Raw genomic sequence first — 20,961 nt, 5'->3', positions numbered from 1 at the left:
ATGAACACATGGCCAAAGAAATACGCTAGCATTATTCTAATATACTCATTGCTTTTCAGTTCTTTAATTTATGCTGTAGAAGTAAAAGATTTAAAGTGTAATTCAGAGGTAAACCCTGTGGGTATAACCGATTCAAGACCTCATTTTAGCTGGACATATGTCGGAGACGAAAATAGCCAGAAACAAGGTGGCTATCGTATTTGTATGGCAACTTCTATAGAAAAACTTAAATACCCAGATGTTTGGGATACTGGACCAACAAGCACATCAGAAACAGGGCCTTTTAAATATTCAGGAGCGCCTTTAAAATCAGGACAACGTATTTACTGGAAAGTAATTGTTTGGGGCAACAATCGTGGAGCAAAGCATAGCGAACCTGCGTGGTTTGAGATGGGAGATATTGTAAACCCAGAAACTCCTTTTCAGCCTTATGTGTTTCCAAAAACAAAAGGTGTTGTTCAAATAAAGTTAAACGGAAATGATAAAGGACGAACTTTTGAAGGTATTGGAGGTGTAAGTGCAGGAGCTTCAACCGATTTGTTGTACGATTATGAAGACCCAATAAAAAGTCAAATTTTAGATGTATTATTTAAACCTAAATTTGGTGCTGGTTTTCAGCATTTAAAAGTAGAAATGGGAGGTGGAGAAAACTCAACATGCGGATCAGAACCATCGCATGCCATTACGCGAGAAGAGTTAAAAAATCCAGTATCAAGAGGGTATGAATTTTGGTTGATGAAAGAAGCCAAAAATAGAAACCCAAATGTTATTTTAGAATACCTGCCTTGGAGTTTTCCTGCATATTTAAAACCAAATATTTTTACTGAGGAATCTGCCGAGTATTTTGTTTCATTTTTGGATGTAGCTAAAAATCAATGGGACATGAACATTGATTGGGTGGCGGCTGCAGAAAATGAAAATGGCACTAATCGCGATTGGCTTGTAAATCAAGTACGCCCTTTATTAGATGCTAGAGGTTACAAAAATGTAAAAATTCAAGGACCGGATGACAATAGTGGCGATTGGAAAATATTTAACGAATTCGAAAAAGATAAAGTCTTTGACAATGTGGTAGAAGCGGTCGGTTACCATTATGTAACTGGTAGAGAATTTAACGAAAATATGGTGGATGGTAGAGGTCGTCCAACAACCGAAAAAGCTAAAAATAGTGGCAAACCATTATGGGCTAGTGAAGATTGGAGCTGGGCAGGTAAAGATTGGGGCGGTGCAGGAGCATTAAATTTAGCGCGTATGTATAACAAATTTTACATACGCGACCGAATTACCAAAACATTAATTTGGGCACCTATAGGGTCTATTTATCAATCAGTAACTTGGGATAAAGCAGGTGCTATGAAAGCGAATAGTCCTTGGAGTGGGTATTATGAAGTATGGCCAACTATATGGGCTACAGCACATACTACGCAATTTACAGAGCCTGAAAATTGGCACTATTTAAATAGTGCTTGTGGTCTTTTTGATGGAGCAACTTATAAAGGTAGTAGTGTTGCCTTAAAGGAAAAAAATGGACCAAATTGGAGTATGATTATTTGTACAGAAAATCAAGAAGATATAGAAGTAATAATAGAAGAAGGTCTTTCGTTAGGTACTGTTAGTGTATGGAAATCAGATGAAAATGAGCAGTTTATAAAGCAAGAATCCGTAGTGCCAAAAAACGGTGTGCTTAGGCTTTCATTAGATTCAAAATCTATTTATTCATTAACCACTACCACAGGGCAACAAAAAGGTACTTATGAAATTCCAGAAGAAGCAGCATTTCCTTTTCCTTATAAACAAAATTATGAAGGTAGAAAAGCAGGAGATCTTCCTAAATACCATTCAGACCAAACAGGAAGTTTTGAAATCGCTTTAAAAGAAGATGGATCTCAATGTTTAAAACAAATTATACCCGAACAGGGATACGATTGGATGCGTGTGTATAGACGTTCCAATATAAAACCAAATACATTGGTGGGTGATGTAAACTGGGAAAATTACACCTGTATGGTTGATGTGTTTATAGAAGGTGGCAATGTAGAATTAGGAGGACGTGTTAAAGGAAGTTACCTAAAGGGATACCGTTTTCAAGTAGCAAAAAATGGTAATTGGAAATTGATGTTTGATAAGGAGGTCCTAAAAGAAGGTGTTATCCCTGATTTTGATGGTAATAAGTGGCATACCCTTAAACTTACTTTTCAAAATAAAGAAATAGAAGCATTTATTGATGCGGTCTCTGTGGTAAACGTATCACATCAAAAGACCACGGGGTATGTTATGTTGGCTAGTTCATATGATGAAAACCTATTTGATGATTTAGAAATCACTCACTAGTAATTAGCATATTCAAATTAGGCTTAAAACACTTATGTGTAACTCAAGTTCAGGAGAAATTCATGGATGGCTCTTGCAGCAGACTCTTTTTTATTTTAGGATAACCTAATTGGTTTAAGTTATGATGAAAACAACATATTTGGGTTTATATGCCGTGGGTATTTATTGTGGATTGATGCTAATTCTTTCTTCTTGCCAAGTAACATCAACATCTGATATTTTAGTAAAACAACCACTCGAAGAAAACTTTAAAACCCCTCCACACGAAGTAAGACCACAGGTTTGGTGGTGGTGGCTGCAAACACCTACGAACAAGGAAGCTATTACAAAGGATTTAGAAGAAATGAAAGCCAAAGGTTTGTCTGGTTGTATGGTTTTAGATGGCGGAGTGGGTCCTTTTGGTCCACATAAATGGAAAAAGAAAACTGTGATTGATACTACAGAAATCAGATACGAAATTACAGATGAATACAAAGGCGGAAGCTTGAGGCAACCCAATGATAAAATGGAAACATGGTCTAAACCTTGGCGAGACATGGTTCGTTTTGCATCTTTAGAAGCAGGAAGATTAGAACTGGATTTTGGCGTTTTTATTGGACCTGCAGGATGTGCTGCACCATGGGTAACTCCCGATTATGGTCAGCAAGAACTGGTTTGGGGCGAGTTATTTATTGAAGGCGGAAATATGATTAACCAGGAATTTCCAAAACCTAAACTTCCTGTTCAAACAAAAAGGCAACGAGAAAATCAAACGGTAAAAGACGCACAAAATGCCTATTACAATGAGATTGCAATTTTGGCTATACCTGAAAAGAAAACGCCTTCAATAAACGAAATAATAAACTTATCGGATAAGATTGATAAAAAAGGTCATTTAAAATGGAATGCTCCTAAAGGAAATTGGCGTGTTATTCGTTTCGGTTACCGCCCAACCGGACGTAATTTAGGTGGTGTTTTTTACATCGACCATTTAAGTAAAGAAGCGTTCGATATTCATTGGCAAAAAACCGTGGGTACTTTACTAAAAGAAATGAGTCTTGAAGAAAGAAAAGCTTTTAAATATGTAGAATGCGATAGCTGGGAAGCAGGTGATCCTAACTGGACGAAACATTTTTCAAAAGAATTTAAAAATCGTCGTGGTTATGATATTATAAAATACATGCCGGCATTGATCGGAGTTAATATTGAATCTGATGAAACAACAGAACATTTCTTAAATGATTTTAAACTAACGATTAGCGATCTAATTTCTGAAAAACATTATGGTAGACAACAAGAAGTTGCACATAAACATAATTTAGAATCTTATGCTGAAGCTACAGGACCTCATCAATACCAAGCCGATTTAAAAAAATGTGTGAGTAAATGCGATGTGGCAATGGGAGAATTTTGGATGCCATCACCTCACAGAGAAAAACCTAGTGGTCGATTTTTAGTACGAGAAGCCGCAACGGCTGCACATACCTATGGCATTAAAAAAGTTTTTGCAGAATCGTTTACGTCTGTGGGGCCGAACTGGGAAGTCTCTCCTTTTCAAATGAAAGCAGCTGCAGATCAGGCATTTTGTGACGGACTTAATTGGATATGCTTTCACACGTATACACATCGTCCTTCTGTTATTGATGTTCCTGGTTTGACACACAGTGCGGGTACTCATTTTGATAGAACGAATACATGGTGGAATCAATCAATGCCTTTTGTTAATTATCTTTCACGTTGCTCTTACATGCTGCAACAAGGTTTGTTTGTTGCCGATGTGCTATTTTATAACGGGCACGGTTTACGCTCAGGAGCTGATGCATTTGAATGGGAAGACGGCATGAAAAATCCTCCCGAAAGTTTAGGTACAGGTTATGATTATGACAAGTGTAATGAAGAAGTATTGCTAAACAGATTACATTTTACTAATGGTAAATTAGCGCTTCCTGATGGCATGACCTATAAAGTTTTGGTTATCGATGAAAACACGCCTGTATCATTAAATGCCTTAAAGAAAATAGTAAAACTTGTGGAACAAGGAGCAACAGTTATTGGTAAAATAGAAACCTCGATGTTGAGTAATTTAGATGATGTTACTGAATATCAAAATTTGATTAAGCGCATTTGGGGTAATCTCGAAAAGGGAGAACATAAAATTGGCAAAGGGAAATTTGTTTGGAATAAAACCATAAGAGAAGTCTTGCTAAATAAAAACATTCTTCCAGATTTTGAATGTACTGGATTAAGTGATACTGGGGTTATCGATTTTATCCACCGAAAAACAGAAGACGCTGATATCTATTATGTTGCCAGTAAATGGCAACCTACTGAAAAAGTATCTTGTAGTTTTAGAGTGATTAACAAACAACCAGAATTATGGAATCCTATTACTGGAGAAACACGTCTTTTGACCAATTTTAAAGTTGAAAATGGACAAACCATTATCCCTATGGAATTTGGTCCCTCTAGTTCTTATTTTGTAGTTTTTAAAGAACCGATATCAACACAAAATTCGGCTTCAAACTGGCCTCAACTTAAAACAGTTCAAAACATTGAAGGGGCGTGGAATTTGAGTTTTGATAAAAATTGGGGAGGGCCTGAAACTATCGTTTTTCCAAATTTAGTAGATTGGTCGAAACACGAAAACTCAGGAATTAAGTATTATTCTGGTACTGCCACATATCGTAAAACTTTCAACATGGTTTCTTTAAATGAAAATCAACAGCTTTACCTAGATTTAGGACAGGTGCATGAGTTGGCTCGTGTTAAACTAAATGGTATTGATTTAGGAATTACTTGGTCAAAACCATACCGCGTAAACATGACATCGCACGTAAGAGCAAAAGGCAACACTTTAGAAATAGATGTTGTAAACCTCTGGCCAAATCGACTAATTGGCGATGCCTTTTTACCAGAAGAAGAACAATTTACTAAAACCAATATCAGGAAGTTCACTAAAGCAACACAGCTTTTGCCTTCTGGATTAATTGGTCCCGTACAAATCTTAACAACAGAAACTAATTAATTTATCTTGATTATGAAACGATATTTTTCAATTCTAATGCTATTTGTTTTGACTATGTCTTCTTGTAAAAAAGACGAAGTAGCATCTATAACGCCTCAAGAATATGCCAATTTAAAAGAGGAGTTTATCAATCCACCTGATTCAACAAAACCAGGAATATATTGGTATTTTTTAAGTGGTCATATATCTAAAGAGGGCATTACTAAAGATTTAGAAGCCATGAATGCCGTTGGTATCGGAGAGGTTTTTATTGGGGATATATTTTACATGCCTCCTTCAACCAATCCACATGGATTAAGTTATGATACACCAATGGGGAACACGCCTTCACTAAGCGATAAATGGTGGGATTGTATGCGTCATGCGATAAGTGAGGGTACGAGATTAGGGATGAATATTAGTTTTTTCAACTCACCGGGGTGGAGTCAGTCTGGTGGCCCATGGGTAAAAGAAGAACAGGCTATGCGCTACTTGACGTATTCTGAAACCGTTGTTTCTGGCGATAAAAGTATTGAGATAGCACTAGAAAAGCCAAAAGAATTCTTTCAGGACGTATCGGTTTTAGGGTACCCAATTCATCAAAAGCAATCGGCCACACCTAAAATCAAGGCTCTAAACTGTAAAGCTTCAGCATTGAAAAACTTGCTAGATCAAAATAAATCCACAGTAACCACTTTCAGTAATAATGGACAAGAACCTTTAATCTTAGAGGTTTCATTTGATAGGCCTATCACAGCAAGAAGTCTAACGGTTAGCCCAACAAAAATGCACTTTACATCGCATATTGAAGTGCAAGTCTTTGAAGATGGGAAATTCAAATCCGTAAAGAAAAGGCTTTTTGATCGTGCTTTTAGTTTGCCTGGGCGTGGTCCTATACCCGATGCAGATATGATTATGACATTGAATCATATTGAAGCTCAAAAATTTAGAATTGTAATGGACAAAGTGCCTGCTGATTTTGAATTGACAGGAATACATATTTCTGAAGATTATAAAATTGAACATGGGAATGAAAAATGGCTCAATAAAATGGCCAATAGAGGGGTTCCTGGATGGGATGTGTTTCAATGGAAAACACCGGAATACAGTGAGCAACAAGACGTATTAAACACTGATAAAATTATAAACTTAACCGAACATTTTGATGGTAAGGTGCTAAAATGGGATAATGCACCTGCAGGGCAATGGAAAATATTGCGCATAGGCATGACACCTACAGGGCAAACTAACCGACCTGCAACCCCTGATGCTCGTGGCCTTGAAGTAGATAAATTAAGTACAAAAGCATTGCGTTCTCACTTTGATGCTTATATGGGGAAAATGATTAAGTCAATGACACCAGAAGAGCGCAAATCTCTAAAACGTGTTATTGCAGATAGTTATGAAACGGGGCCACAAAACTGGACAGATGATATGAAGGAATCCTTTGAACAAACCTATGGCTATGACCCTACACCTTGGTTGGCAACACTTACGGGAAACATAGTCAATTCTGCCGAAGAATCGGACCGTTTTTTGTGGGATATACGTCGGTTAATAGCAGATAAGGTTGCCGATGAATATGTGGACGGATTAAGAGATATTTGCGAAGAATATGGTGTTTCTATGTGGCTTGAAAATTATGGGCATTTTGGTTTTCCTTCTGAATTTCTAAAATATGGTGGACGTGCCGATGAAATTGGTGGTGAATTCTGGATTCATCGTCAAGGACCCGAATCTAAACTTGCCGCATCTGCGAGTCATATTTATGGTAAAAACCGAGTCTATGCAGAGTCTTATACTTCACGTGAAGTCCCTTTTTCGGTAAGCCCTGTTAGGTTAAAGAAATCAGGAGATTGGAGTTATACACAAGGCGTGAATCAAGGTATTCTACATGTATATATTCATCAGCCTTATGAAGACAAATTCCCTGGTATGAATGCTTGGTTTGGAACGGAATTTAATCGAAACAACACTTGGTTTGCGCAAAGCAAAGAGTGGATTACTTATCAACGTAGAAATTATTTCCTGTTGCAACAAGGTAAACATGTTGCCGATGTTTGCTTTTATATTGGCGAGGAATCTCCTAAAATGAGAGGATGGGTCGATCAAAATCTATCTGCTGGTTATGAATATGATTTTATCAATGCTGAAATCATCACAGAACAGACAAAAGTAGAAAACAGTAGATTGGTTTTGCAAAGTGGCGCAAGTTATGGCGCATTGGTATTGCCTCCTTGGAATACCATGCGCCCTGAAGTGTTGCGAAAGCTTAAAGATTTGGTTGAACAAGGTGCTACCTTAATTGGTCTGCCACCTGAAAAATCTCCTAGTTTTCAAAATTATCCAAATTGTGATATTGAGGTACAGCAACTGGTTAAGGAATTATGGGGAGAGAGACAACCAAAGGCTAAAGACTTTTTCCACCATAAATTTGGCAAAGGAAATGTGTATGCCAACGGAAATATTAATGAGATTTTAAACAAACATCAAGTCTATGAAGATTTGATATTCCCTGATTCATTAAATGTAAAATGGGTACATCGAAAACTAAATGGTGTAGACATTTATTTTATAACCAATCAAGGAGATACCCAAGTGACTTTTGATGCTTCGTTTAGAATTGCTGGTAAAAGTCCAGAACTCTGGTCTGCGCTTGATGCTACATCTCGAAAATTACCCATGTATAGTAATGAAGAAGAACGTACTATTGTTCCTTTAAGTTTTAATGTGAATGATAGCTACTTTATTGTTTTTAGAGAGCAAGGCCATGGAATAAAGAAAAATCTATCCGTAGCACAAAATTTCGAAGCCGAAAAACCATTGAAACAATTAAGTGCATTATGGGATATTCAATTTAAAAATGAATGGTTAGAAACCGATTTTACATTAGAAAAACAGCCGTTATTTGACTGGACTACTTCTTCTGATGAAAAAATTAAATATTTCTCTGGAACTGCAACATACACCACTTCTTTTGAATTAACCGAGGAGGAATCAAAAAAGGCAATCGCTTTAAACTTTGAAAACATTGGTACTATAGCAACCGTCAGACTCAACGGGAAAGAATTAGGAACACTATGGACAACCCCTTATCGCATTTCTATTGAAAACACTGTTGTTCAAGGTACAAATACACTTGAAATTGATGTTACAAATAATTGGATGAACCAAATGTTATGGCAAAATAAAAAACCTCAAGACGAAAGAGATACATGGGTGCTAGCAAACACCCTTGAGAAAATGCCAAATAACGGAATTATGTCCTCTGGGATTTTCGGTAAAGTATGGCTATCAACTAAAAACAATAAATAAAATAATTTTACAATATGAATCGTAGTCAAATGCTCAATAACAAAATCATAAGCTTATCAGGCAAAACCATTTTTGTGGTGTTAATGCTTAGTTTGTTTGTGTCAACCTTACAGGCTCAAAACTCGTCATTAGAACAAAATTTCCATAATCCACCTGCATCAGCAAAACCACAAACTATTTGGTTTTGGATCAACGGAAATGTTACAAAAAAGGGTATAACTGCCGATTTAGAAGCCATGAAAAATGTAGGCATTCAAGGGGCTATTCTTTTTAATGTGAGTTTGGCAAATCCTGAAGGTGTGGCGCCTTATTTAAGTCCAGAGTGGTTAGAACTTTTTAACTATGCTGGATTGGAAGCACAACGCTTGGAGCTCGACCTGGGTTTTCATAATGGGGCTGGTTGGTCGTCATCTGGAGGGCCTTCAATTACGCCAGAATACGCTATGCAAGAACTGGTTTATAAAGAAACGATACACCAGGGTGCTACAAAATTTAATGATAAGTTAGAACAACCTGAAACCAAATTGGGATTCTATAAGGACATTGCTATACTAGCTTTTCCAAAACCCAAGAGTAATGTGCGTATTGATGAATTAGAAATAAAAACCCTTTCTCATAAAGTTCGTAGTCATTTAAACCCTGATGATAAACCTATTTCTGATTTGGCAGTAGTTAAAAAACGCGATATTATTGATTTAACATCGAAGTTGAACAATGATGGTTTTTTAGAATGGGATGCACCTGCAGGAGATTGGGTTATTTTAAGAATTGGACATACACCAACAGGTGAAATGAATCGTTTTCCAAGTGATGGTGGTCGTGGTTTAGAATGTGATAAAATGAATAAACAAGCGGTTGATGTGTTTTGGGATGGTAGCATAAAGCCCATACTAAAAAAGTTAGACACGCTAATTGGTACGACTGTAAAAAGATGTCATATTGATAGTTATGAAGTGGGTACTACAAATTGGACTTCCAATTTCGCTGAAGCATTCAAAACACTTCGTTCTTATGATTGTCGTTCATATTTGCCAACATTGGCAGGTTATTACGTTGAGAGTGGCAATGAAACCGAGCGGTTTCTCTGGGATTTCCGTCGTACCATAGGGGATTTAATTGCTGAAAATTATTACGGACGCTTTGCTGAACTCAGTCATAAAAACAACATGTTGCTTTCTATTGAGCCTTATTGGGGACCGTTTGATAATATGCAAGTTGGAGAAACCGCAGATATGGTTGTGTCTGAGTTCTGGAGCGGAAGCCTTGCCTTTTTTGACTCGCCTAAATTTGTGGCCTCTATTGCCAAATTAAATGGAAACCCGATTGCTGAGGCAGAGTCTTTTACTGGCATGGGAGGTTGGGATCAGCATCCAAGTACACTTAAAGCCATGGGAGATTTAGCCTGGGTACAAGGTATTAATCGTTTTGTTTTTCATAGTTATGTACATCAACCTTGGGATATTGGTCCAGGATTGACCTTGCAAGCTTTTGGGACCGATTTTAATAGGTTAAACACTTGGTGGAACCAAGGCAAACCTTTTGTTGATTATATTAGTAGAGGTCAGTTTTTATTACAGCAAGGCAAATCTGTTGCTGATGTTTTAGTCTTTACGGGCGAAGCATCACCTAATGACGCCTTAATGATGCCGGAAATCAAAGCCTTGGGATATGATTACGATGTAATAGGCTCCAATAAAATAACCTCATTATCTGTATCTGAAGGTTTAATTTGCACATCGACGGGAGATAAATACCAAGCTTTGGCACTTCCCGAAACCCCTTGGATGACACCAGAAACACTTACAAAAATAAAAGAGCTGGTGAACGAAAGGGCACTTGTATTTGGAACAAAACCACTAAAATCACCGAGTCTCACAAAGTATCCTGAGTGTGATAAAAGCGTGGTACGACTTTCAAAAGAATTATGGGACGGGAATTTGATTAAAGAAGGGTCTATTCTTGATTTCTTGAAAAATGGAGTACTTCCACCTGATTTTTCAATTAAAGAAGGAAGTAGTGAATCCGTTGATTATATACACCGTAAAACAAAAGATACTGATATCTATTTCGTGGTTAACTCAAGAAAAGAAAATCGAGAATTAGCGTGCCGCTTTAGAGTAGCGGGAAAACAGCCCGAGCTTTGGAATGCTGAAACAGGAGAAATAACAAATGCTCCTGTATGGCAAAACAATGGAGATGGTACAACAACAGTATCCATTCCTTTTGAACCAGAGGGTTCCATATTTGTGGTTTTTAGGTATCCTGTAACTATGAATAACCACATTGTTAGTGAAACTATGCTGCTAAAAAAGTCAATTGTAAAGCCGCTCTCAAACTTAAAAATTATAAAAGCAGAATACGGTGCATTTTTACCTGATGGTTTAGTAGATGTTACAGAAGTAATTAAAGACGCAGTTGTAAATAATGAATTACATATAGGAGCAACCAGAGAATTATCTAAAGGCGACCCGGCTCCAGGATACAAAAAAGAGTTGCGTATTCAATACAAAATTGGGGATGAGATATTCGAAAAAAATGCTATGGAAAAAGAATGGCTGAAAATTGATGCTACTAATAGCGGGGAGCTTGAAATCTTGAAAGCCGTATTTGGGAAATTTGAAAGAGGAATAGCTGGTATTCCACCTAATAAACCTGCTTTTAATGTGACGGATAAACTAAGATCAATAGTGGATTCTGGAATATATGAAATTCCTGTAAATGATGTTTTTTTTAAGGAAAACAACAACAACAACAACAACAACAACAACAACAACAACAACAACAACAACAACAACAACAACAACAACAACAACAACAACAACAACAACAACAACAATATCAAGAATGCCTTGCGAGTTATTTTCACAAGTAGCGGTGAAGAGAAAATAACTACAGTTTCCAACGGAGGCATTTTAAGATTAACGCAAGATCCCATAGAACCAAAATTGGAATATAATAATGCTAAATTAAACTGGGTAACCCCTTATGCTGGTGAAATTACATATAGTTCTTCTGAGGGAAAAACCAAATCACTAAAGGTGGAATCTGTTCCTGAACCTATGGAGTTGACTGGAGATTGGGAGGTAAACTTCCCCTTAATAAATAAACCTTCGGTCGATACAACTTTCAATGAATTGATATCATGGTCTAACGTATTAAAAGAAGATATTCGCTATTTCTCGGGCACTGCTACATATAGAAAACAATTTAATGTTCCTGCTAAACTCCTTAAATCTGGCAACACATTGCAGTTAGATTTAGGAGATGTAAAGGAAATAGCCGAAGTGTATGTAAACGGTAAAAACCTTGGGGTTTTATGGAAAACTCCATTTAGAATTAATATTGATGATGCTATAGTAAAAGGTACAAATACCTTGGAGGTTAAAATAACCAACCTTTGGCCCAATAGACTTATTGGAGACGAACAGTTAGATGCCGATTACACGCATAAGGGTCTGCTTGTAAACGAATGGCCCAAGTGGTTGTTAAATAATACCAAACGACCAACAGAACGTATCACTTTTGCCGCTTTTAAGCATTGGCATAAAGATTCAGGATTACTGTCATCGGGTTTATTGGGACCGGTAAAAATTGTGGTTTATAAGGTAAAAGTGTTAAAATAGTATCATTAAAAGAGATATGAAAACAATAAAAAGTATAAACATAAAAGTTGGTCTCTTCGGAATAGGACTAGAGACTTATTGGCCACAATTTGAAGGTTTGTTGGAGCGTCTGGAAGGCTATCAAAAACAAGTCGCAGAAAAGATAGAGAGTTTCGGAGCCGAAGTGATTAATGTAGGCCTGGTAGATTCTCCAGTAAAGGCAAGAGAAAATGCTCAAATTTTAAAAACAGAAAATGTTGATATTTTGTTTTTATATGTTTCTACTTATGCCTTGTCTTCAACCGTATTACCTGTGGTTCAACAATTAAAATGCCCAATAATTATTTTAAATATTCAACCTGTAGCGGCAATTGATTATGAACGTTTCAATAAGTTAGGAGATCGAGGAAAAATGACCGGGGAATGGTTGGCACATTGTCAAGCCTGTTCAGTGCCAGAACTGGCCAATGTATTCAATCGTTCTGGAATTGAATATGAATTTGTTACAGGCTATTTAGATGAACAAACGGTATGGGATGAGATCCAAGATTGGATAGATGCGGCAAGAGTAGCTTCAGTAATGCAAAACAATCGTTTAGGGGTTTTAGGACATTATTATTGTGGGATGCTTGATGTGTATTCCGATTTAACAAAACAATCGGCTGCTTTTGGAACGCATTTTGAAATTTTAGAAATGTGTGAAGTAAAAAAATATCGTGATGCAGTTTCTAATAAAGAGGTAGAAGAAAAAATAAAAGAGTTCCAAAGTACCTTTGAAGTCGTTGATAATTGTGAGAAATCTGAATTGGTACGTGCAGCAAAAACATCAATTGCCCTAGATAAATTGGTTGAAAAGCACAATCTAGGTTCTATGGCATACTATTATGAAGGCGAAACAGCAAATGAGTATGAAAACATTGTTACCTCTGTTATTGCGGGAAACACATTGCTCACGGGAAGAAATATTCCTGTTGCTGGAGAATATGAAGTAAAAAATGCCCAGGCGATGAAAATCATGGATGCCTTTGGTGTTGGCGGATCATTCTCGGAGTTTTATGCAATGGATTTTAACGATGATATTGTTATTCTTGGGCACGATGGCCCGGCACATTTTGCCATTGCAGAGGGTAATGTACAATTGGTACCATTACCTGTATATCACGGTAAACCAGGAAAAGGTTTATCCATTCAAATGACCGTAAAGCATGGCCCTGTAACATTGTTATCGGTAGTAGAAGGTAAAGATGATGTGTTTTTACTGGTCGCAGAAGGCAAATCTGAGTCAGGTCCTGTACTGCATATAGGCAATACAAATAGCCGTTACCGGTTCTCAATTGGGGCAAGAGCTTTTATGAACGAATGGTCTAAACAAGGGCCATCTCACCATTGTGCTATAGGTGTTGGGTATATTGCCAACAAAATTGAGAAGTTAGGGAAGTTGTTAAATTTAAGGGTCGTCCGTATTTGTTAGTTGAATATTTTTTGGAATCATGATACATCAGGATACGGAAAGGGTAAATCCGACCTACTTTTGATTCTAGTTAATTGATTTTATATTTTAAAAACATTATGAAAAGGCTAATAATTTTAGTTTTAATAGTTTTACTCAATTCTTCATGCAATAGCGAACAAGAATCGATAGTTCCAAACATAATCATCATAAACATAGATGACATGGGCTGGAAAGATGTTGGCTTTATGGGTAGTGAATACTATGAAACCCCCAATATTGATTACCTATCTAGTTTAGGTATGGTCTTTACAAATGGCTACGCATCAGCATCCAATTGTGCACCTAGCAGAGCTTGTTTAATGACGGGCCAATGGACACCAAGACACGGTATTTATACAGTTAGCCCTTCTGACCGGGGGAAATCTGAAAATAGAAAATTAATCCCTACTAAAAACACACATACCTTATCACCTAAACATAAAGTTTTGCCACAGGTTTTGCAAGAGAACGGATACTTAACCTGTCATGCAGGAAAGTGGCATTTAAGTAATGACCCTTTGAAATATGGTTTTAATGTAAATATTGGAGGCGGTCATAACGGTCTTCCCAAAAGTTATTACCCACCCTATAAAAATATAACTATTGATGGTAGTCCAGATAAATATTTAACAGATGCCATAATGGAAAAGGCCATACAGTTTGTTGATACGGTACAAAAACCATTTTACCTTAATTATTCACCTTACGCGGTGCACGTACCCATAATGGCGGTAGACAGTATAGTGCCTAAATATGAACAAAAGGAATCTTGGAAAGGACAAGGCAATGCAAAATATGCTTCCATGGTAGATAATCTCGATAGAAATATTGGTATGCTCATACATAAATTAAAAGAACGAGACCTTTTTGATAATACACTTATTGTATTTACATCAGACAATGGAGGATTGTATGGAATTACCAAACAAAAACCGTTAAGAGCTGGAAAAGGAAGTTATTATGAGGGTGGTATTAGAGAACCCTTTTTCTTTGTTCTGAACAATAAAATAAGTTCAAATACCAAAAGTGATATTCCAATAACCAATTTGGACATTTTTCCAACGGTATTGAATTATGCTGGAATTGATACGAATTCACTATCTCTAGATGGGAATAATTTAAGTTCTATTCTTGAAGAAGAAGTGCAAACTATGGAGCGTTCGTTATTTTGGCACTTCCCCATTTATTTGGAAGCTTATAATGTTAATGATAACGAAAATCGAGATTCCTTATTTAGAACACGCCCAGGATCTGTTATAAGAAAAGGAGATTGGAAACTTCATTATTATTTTGAAGATAATGGAGAGGAGTTATATAATTTGGCCAACGACATTGGAGAAAGAAACAACTTAGCAGAAACCTATCCTGAAAAAGTGGAGGAATTAATAAAACTACTTGAGAAATGGTGGGAAGAAACTAATGCGCCCGTTCCAGCAACCAAAAATCCCGAATACATTAATAAGTATAATAAAAGTTGACTATACTGGCAATATTAGGAGTTCTATTTCATTCAATAGGAGGAGTTGCCGCAGGTAGTTTCTAAATGCCTTACAATAAAGTAAAAAGTTGGGCTTGGGAAAGCTATTGGATGGTCGATGGCGCTATGTCATGGTTAATTGTACCGCCAATCGCAGCATGGTTAACGATATTTGGATTTACAGAGATCATATCATCAAGTTCAAATTCAATTTTAAGTTTCACCTTTTAAATGGGTTCGCTATCGGTAGTTAGGGGACTATCCTATGGCCTAGGTTTACGCTATTTGGGTATATAATTGGGAAAATCGGTAGTATTGGGCCTTTGTTGCCTATTTGGAGCCATTGTACTTCTAATACCTGATACCACAGGATAATATATAAGAATCATCCGTCTAAATTTAATTATTAAAAAAATGAATAATGTATAATCAAAACATTCCAATCGTTTTCCTGCTCTTTATACTACTGTATTCAAATGCTAAAGCTCAGAGTAAAGTTTATTTATCAGGTAAAGATGCAGAAACAGCTATTGATTGGGATTTTAAAATAAGTGAAGGTCGAAATAGCGGGTTTTGGACAACCATTCCGGTACCCTCCAATTGGGAAACGGAAGGTTTTGGCTATTATCTTTACGGAATGGATAAAATGGTAGGCGAAAAACCCTCTATTGGGTATTACCGACATTCGTTTGATTTTTCAAAAAACCAGAAAAAAAGATACTTTATTGTTTTCCAAGGTGCAATGACCGATACCAATATTAAACTGAACCAAAATCAGGTTGGATTCCACCAAGGTGGATTTACTGAATTTAAGTTTGAAATAACCGATTATCTAAAAGATGGAAAGAACGAACTCAAGGTAAAGGTGAATAGTTCCTCTAGTAATGAATCGTTAGTAAAAGCAGAGCGCTATGCCGATTTTTGGCTTTTTAGTGGAATTTTTCGGCCCGTATTTATTCAAGAAGTACCTGCTGAGTTTATTGAGCACGTAGCCATTGATGCACAAATGACGGGTGATTTTACCATGGACGTTTTTACTAACGGCATAAAGAATGCCAAAAGTGTAGTGGCGCAAATCTATGATGTAGACCATAATAAAGTAGGCGAGGAATTCAAAGCGAATATAACCGATAATAAAACAACTTTACAATCCAGCTTTAGTAATATTAAACAATGGTCTCACGAGTTCCCTAATCTTTATACTGTAGAAATAAAACTAAAAAATAAGAAAGAAGTATTACATACATATAAACAAAAATTTGGCTTTAGAACCTTTGAAGTACGTGATCACGATGGTTTTTATCTCAATAATAAGCGTCTTCTTTTAAAGAGTGCCAATATGCATAGTTTCCGGCCCGAAACGGGAAGAACACTTTCAAGATCGAACATGGAAGAAAATGTGCGATTAATGCAGGATTTAAATTTCAATTGTGTTCGTCCGTGTCATTACCCTCCAGACTCATATTTCTTTGATCTTTGTGACTCTTTAGGGATACTCTCTTTGGACGAAACAACGGGCTGGGTAAAACCCTTAGACACGAAAACAGGAGCCCAAATCGTCGAAGAGATTGTTACGCGAGACGTAAATCACCCTTCCATTATTCTATGGAGTAATGGAAACCACAATGCCCATAATCCAGAACTCGATTCCGTATTTCACCAATGGGACATCCAAAAAAGACGCCCTTTAAAAAACGCCCCTAAAAATGGAAATATCTTTGAAGGGTATACTCCCGATTGGGATATTGTGAACACCACTTATTACCCTAATTATGAAACCGTAAAACGTGCTCTGTTCAAAGAAGATCATATTTACTTACCTAATGAAACACTTCATGCCCTTTATGATGGCGGAGGTGCCGCCAACCTTAAAACCTATTGGGATTTGTTCGAAAAATCTAAAGTGGGCGGGGGTATTACCATCTGGGCATTATTTGACGAAGGGTTAATGCGAACGGACAATGGGTATGTTGCAGATAACCAAGGAGCCAAGGCCGCCGATGGTATCGTAGGTCCACATGGTGAAAAAGATGGTAGTTTTTATGCCATTCGTGAAATCTGGTCCCCTATTTCCATAAGTGACGAAAATATAGGTGACGACTTTTCCGGCGAACTTAATGTTCACAACAAATTCACATTCACCAATTTGAATCAATGTAATATTGAATGGAAACTTATAAACTTCGCCAATCCAGATGGTACTCCCAATGGTCACCGTACCGTGGCTTCCGGTAAAATAAATACCGATATCAGAGCTGGCGAAAAAGGAAAACTATCGCTGAATCTACCTTCTTCGTTTGTCAATAATGATGCTTTGGCCATTCAGGTCTATGATACCAAAGGGAATTTGGTTTACGATAAACGTTTGCCCATTTCAACATCCAAACGCCCCACCTTTAGAGCTTCTATAAATATTCCATTTAAACAATCAAAGAACGAACCTTTTACTTTCCAAAGACAAAATACACTTTTAAAATTTGATGGCAATAGTGGTGTTTTACTTTCTGTAACCGACAAAGGTAAGCCCACAAGTATTCGAAATTTCCCGTTCCTGACTTTTGAACAAGCCGATACTTCACTAGTAACCTACACGAACAATTCGTCTAAAGCCAATGCGACCCAAATAGGTGGAAATTGGCTTATTGAAACCAAAGACAGTAAAGGTTTTGATTATATTAAGTGGACACTCAAAACCAACGGGGAAATTCTATTGGATTATGCTTACACCCTAGATTCCGGTAAATACAACTACACTGGTATAGGCGTAGAAATAAATGCTGATGAATTGCTTCGTAAACGCTGGTTAGGTGAAGGTCCTGAGCGTATTTGGAAAAACCGAAAAGAGGGAGGGTCATTAGATGTTTACGCTGTTGAGAAACAAGTGAACATTCCTGGATTGGTATACAACCCACCATCTTTCGAAGGTTGCTTTGCCCCTTGGGATTGGGCTGTTTTCTACCTAAAAAACAACCTGAACATTGGCTTCCAGAACAAAACGGATGTCATTTTGGGAGTTCTGAATCCTATCAATGCAAAAGATGCCAAACGTGCCATATGGAGCTACCCTAAAAAAGAAGGTCTCTTCTTCTTTGACCATATCTCCGCCGTGGGATCTAAATGGAAACCTGCCACCGAATTTGGTCCGGATGCACAACCAAACAATATTGATGGGCAGATAAAAGGATCTGTTTCCATGTATATAAATTGGAACAAAACCGATATAAAAGCCAAAAGGACTGACATAGAATTGGAGTAATTATCATATCAAGAATATTTTAAGACTATGCAGGCAATATTAGGAGTACTATTTCATTCATTAGGAGGAGTTGCGGCAGGTAGTTTCTACATGCCTTACAATAAAGTAAAAGGTTGGGCTTGGGAAAGCTATTGGATGGTCGGTGGTGTTATGTCATGGTTAATTGTACCGCCAATCGCAGCATGGTTAACGGTACCTGGATTTACAGAGATTATATCATCAAGTTCAAATTCAATTTTAAGTTTCACCTTTTTAATGGGTTTGCTATGGGGAGTTGGGGGGTTATCCTATGGTCTAGGTGTACGCTTTTTGGGAATGTCTTTGGGCAATTCGGTAGTATTAGGCTTTTGCGCTGCATTTGGTGCCATTGTGCCTTCAGTTTATTATAACATCGTTCCTACAGAAGGAAAGGTGTCTTTCACCGACATGTTGAAGAATTCAGGAGGACAAATAGTGTTGCTGGGTGTTCTGGTTTGTGTTATTGGTATATCTGTTTGTGGTAAAGCTGGTATCATGAAAGAAAATGAGCTTTCAGAAGATAAAAAAAAGGAAAGTATTCTAGAATTCAATCTAGTGAAAGGGCTGATAGTTGCCGTGCTTTCAGGAATTTTAAGCTCATTTTTTAGTTTTGGTATAGAAGTAGGTAAACCTTTAGCAGATGCTGCCGTAAAAGCAGGATATAATCATTTGTTCGCCAACAATGTTACTTTTATAGTCATTCTTTGGGGAGGTCTAACCACAAATTTCTTTTGGACCACCATATTAAGTTTAAAAAATAAATCATATAAAGATTTCACGAATCCCAATACACCCATAAGTAAAAATTTACTGTTTTCAGCTTTGGCAGGAACTATATGGTTTTTGCAATTTTTCTTTTATGGAATGGGTGAAAGTAAACTGGGTAATGGCGCGAGCTCTTGGATTTTACATATGTCTACCATTATTCTAACTGCAAATCTTTGGGGGATATACCGAAAAGAGTGGCATGGTGTTGCAAAAAAAACAAAACTAACAATAGCTGCTGGAATTATAGTAATTCTATTTTCAATTGTTTTAGTTGGAATAGGGAATTTTTTTTAGTTAATAGGTGCTTCTATATATCTATCAAATAAGTTATATCCCGATTAACACTAAAGGAAATTAGTTATTTTCCACTTTCTTGTACGTAGTATTTGCCCACCTAATTTGTGCTCTACCTCCTTTAACTCGATAAGCGCCATATCTAATTCCTGATTGAATTCCTCTTTCCGGTTCTGGAATGTTCCAATTGAAAGAAGTTCCCCCAATTACAGCATCGGCATAATGATTTTTTTTGGAGGCATCATTTGTATCTTGTCTAAAACCTACTTCTAATTCAATATCGGTTGGAGTATTCTTTTCAATATTTGTAAGATAAACGATATCTCTTCCTCCCGCTCCTGAACCTCCTCTATAATTAATTTGTTCTCGATAAATGTTAAATGACTTCTGTACTTGATTACCATTTTCATCTGCACCATATACAGGTTTTGCCAAATACAAACAAATGGCGGGATCTGCCGAGCCTCCGTCGCCAGTATGCTTTCCTTTAGCTTGCATTATATAAGTGCCATCGCTACCTTCACTATTGGTTTTGCCTACTTCAAGAATTCGCACGGTACCCGTAAATCTGGCATAACTTCCTATACCCGTGGTCTGGGATCTGGCCAAGGAGCGTTCGATCCTAGGTTGTAAGGTGTTTGGTGCATCTATATGATTGGATTCGTGTGTAATATTATACATGCCCCAAACAGTACCATCAATAGTGATCTCTTTGTAGTTCGCGTAACAACTTCGATCATCAATAGTACCAACATTTACAGGTTTTGCTATATCTGTTACTCTATCCGCATTCGTGCCTGCTTGGGTACAAGTGGTATACGTGCCTGTTTCCTCATCTTTTACTTCTGATTCTTCAACAGGATAAGGATCGATTACACCCTCTTCTCCAGAAAGGTCATCTCCCGATTGGCAAGAAGTTACAGACGCAATAATAAATAAAGTGAATATCGATATGAATTTATAATAGAAGTTTAAGTTTTTCATATGAGTTAGCCATAGTTTTGACTAAAATATATTTTTAACCATGCTAAACCGTCCTGTGGTATACTGATTGGGAAGAGTTACATTAATATAGAAATAAAAGATATTGCAACGAATGTCATTTTGAAGGGCCTTGAGTGACAGATATATCATTTTTAACAATTCCGGTGATACCTACAAAAAAGAAAGCATGCAACCAGATCAAATTTAGCCGAACCACTTCTAGAAAGTAACCTGTACCCTCATAACAACAACCATTTGTTCGCACCTATTATATAAAAGCATAAGGTCTTTGTAAAGAAACAAAGACTACCCTCATTTGGGACTGCAGAGAGGAAAATGGAAGCAAAACCGCATAGTACAGGATACTTTAAAAGTGGGAAAAGTCTATTTTAGTGCATTAGGACAAACACTAAATAAAGTGCATTTTTATTGGGTTTCCAC

Annotated in this window: 9 protein-coding genes; 8 read left to right on the top strand and 1 reads right to left on the bottom strand. The window is 37.0% G+C overall.

All coding sequences use genetic code 11. The features are described 5' to 3' along the window. The 8 genes from GJ691_RS11565 to rhaT all read left to right on the top strand — a co-directional run bounded on the left by GJ691_RS11565 (position 1) and on the right by rhaT (position 19,536). On the top strand, positions 1-2,331 hold the full coding sequence (locus GJ691_RS11565) for a glycoside hydrolase family 78 protein (protein WP_154367020.1): 2,331 nt from the start codon (positions 1-3) through the stop codon (positions 2,329-2,331). Positions 2,332-2,452: 121 nt separating this feature from the next. Continuing rightward, entirely contained in the window at positions 2,453-5,335 is a 2,883-nt protein-coding gene (locus GJ691_RS11560) for a glycosyl hydrolase (protein WP_154367018.1), read from the top strand. Between the two features lie 12 nt (positions 5,336-5,347). Next, complete coding sequence (locus GJ691_RS11555) at positions 5,348-8,629, top strand: glycosyl hydrolase (RefSeq protein WP_154367016.1); 3,282 nt, start codon at positions 5,348-5,350, stop codon at positions 8,627-8,629. A 14-nt stretch (positions 8,630-8,643) separates the two neighbouring features. Then, positions 8,644-12,252, top strand: a complete 3,609-nt coding sequence (locus GJ691_RS11550; protein WP_246200165.1) for a glycosyl hydrolase — start codon at positions 8,644-8,646, stop codon at positions 12,250-12,252. Positions 12,253-12,268: 16 nt separating this feature from the next. Next, a complete protein-coding gene (locus tag GJ691_RS11535) occupies positions 12,269-13,702 on the top strand; it encodes an L-fucose/L-arabinose isomerase family protein (RefSeq protein ID WP_154367014.1) in 1,434 nt (477 codons plus the stop codon). Positions 13,703-13,800: 98 nt separating this feature from the next. After that, positions 13,801-15,201 (top strand): sulfatase, encoded by a 1,401-nt coding sequence (locus GJ691_RS11530; RefSeq protein WP_154367268.1) that lies wholly within the window; start codon positions 13,801-13,803, stop codon positions 15,199-15,201. Positions 15,202-15,621: 420 nt separating this feature from the next. After that, positions 15,622-18,456 carry a glycoside hydrolase family 2 protein gene (locus tag GJ691_RS11520; protein ID WP_154367012.1) on the top strand — a complete coding sequence of 945 codons (2,835 nt, stop codon included), beginning with the start codon at positions 15,622-15,624 and terminating at the stop codon, positions 18,454-18,456. Between the two features lie 27 nt (positions 18,457-18,483). Further along, complete coding sequence (gene rhaT / locus GJ691_RS11515; protein WP_154367010.1) at positions 18,484-19,536, top strand: L-rhamnose/proton symporter RhaT; 1,053 nt, start codon at positions 18,484-18,486, stop codon at positions 19,534-19,536. Positions 19,537-19,596: 60 nt separating this feature from the next. Here the strand turns inward: rhaT and GJ691_RS11510 are convergent, their stop codons facing one another. Continuing rightward, positions 19,597-20,520: a hypothetical protein gene (locus GJ691_RS11510; RefSeq protein ID WP_154367008.1), complete on the bottom strand. Its 924-nt coding sequence runs from the start codon at positions 20,518-20,520 to the stop codon at positions 19,597-19,599. Positions 20,521-20,961: the final 441 nt, after the last annotated feature.

It is taken from the genome of Maribacter luteus, assembly GCF_009674825.1.
Taxonomy (GTDB): Bacteria; Bacteroidota; Bacteroidia; order Flavobacteriales; family Flavobacteriaceae; genus Maribacter_A; species Maribacter_A luteus.
Note: the sequence above shows the minus strand (reverse complement) of the source record. Positions and strands in the feature narration are given on the sequence as shown.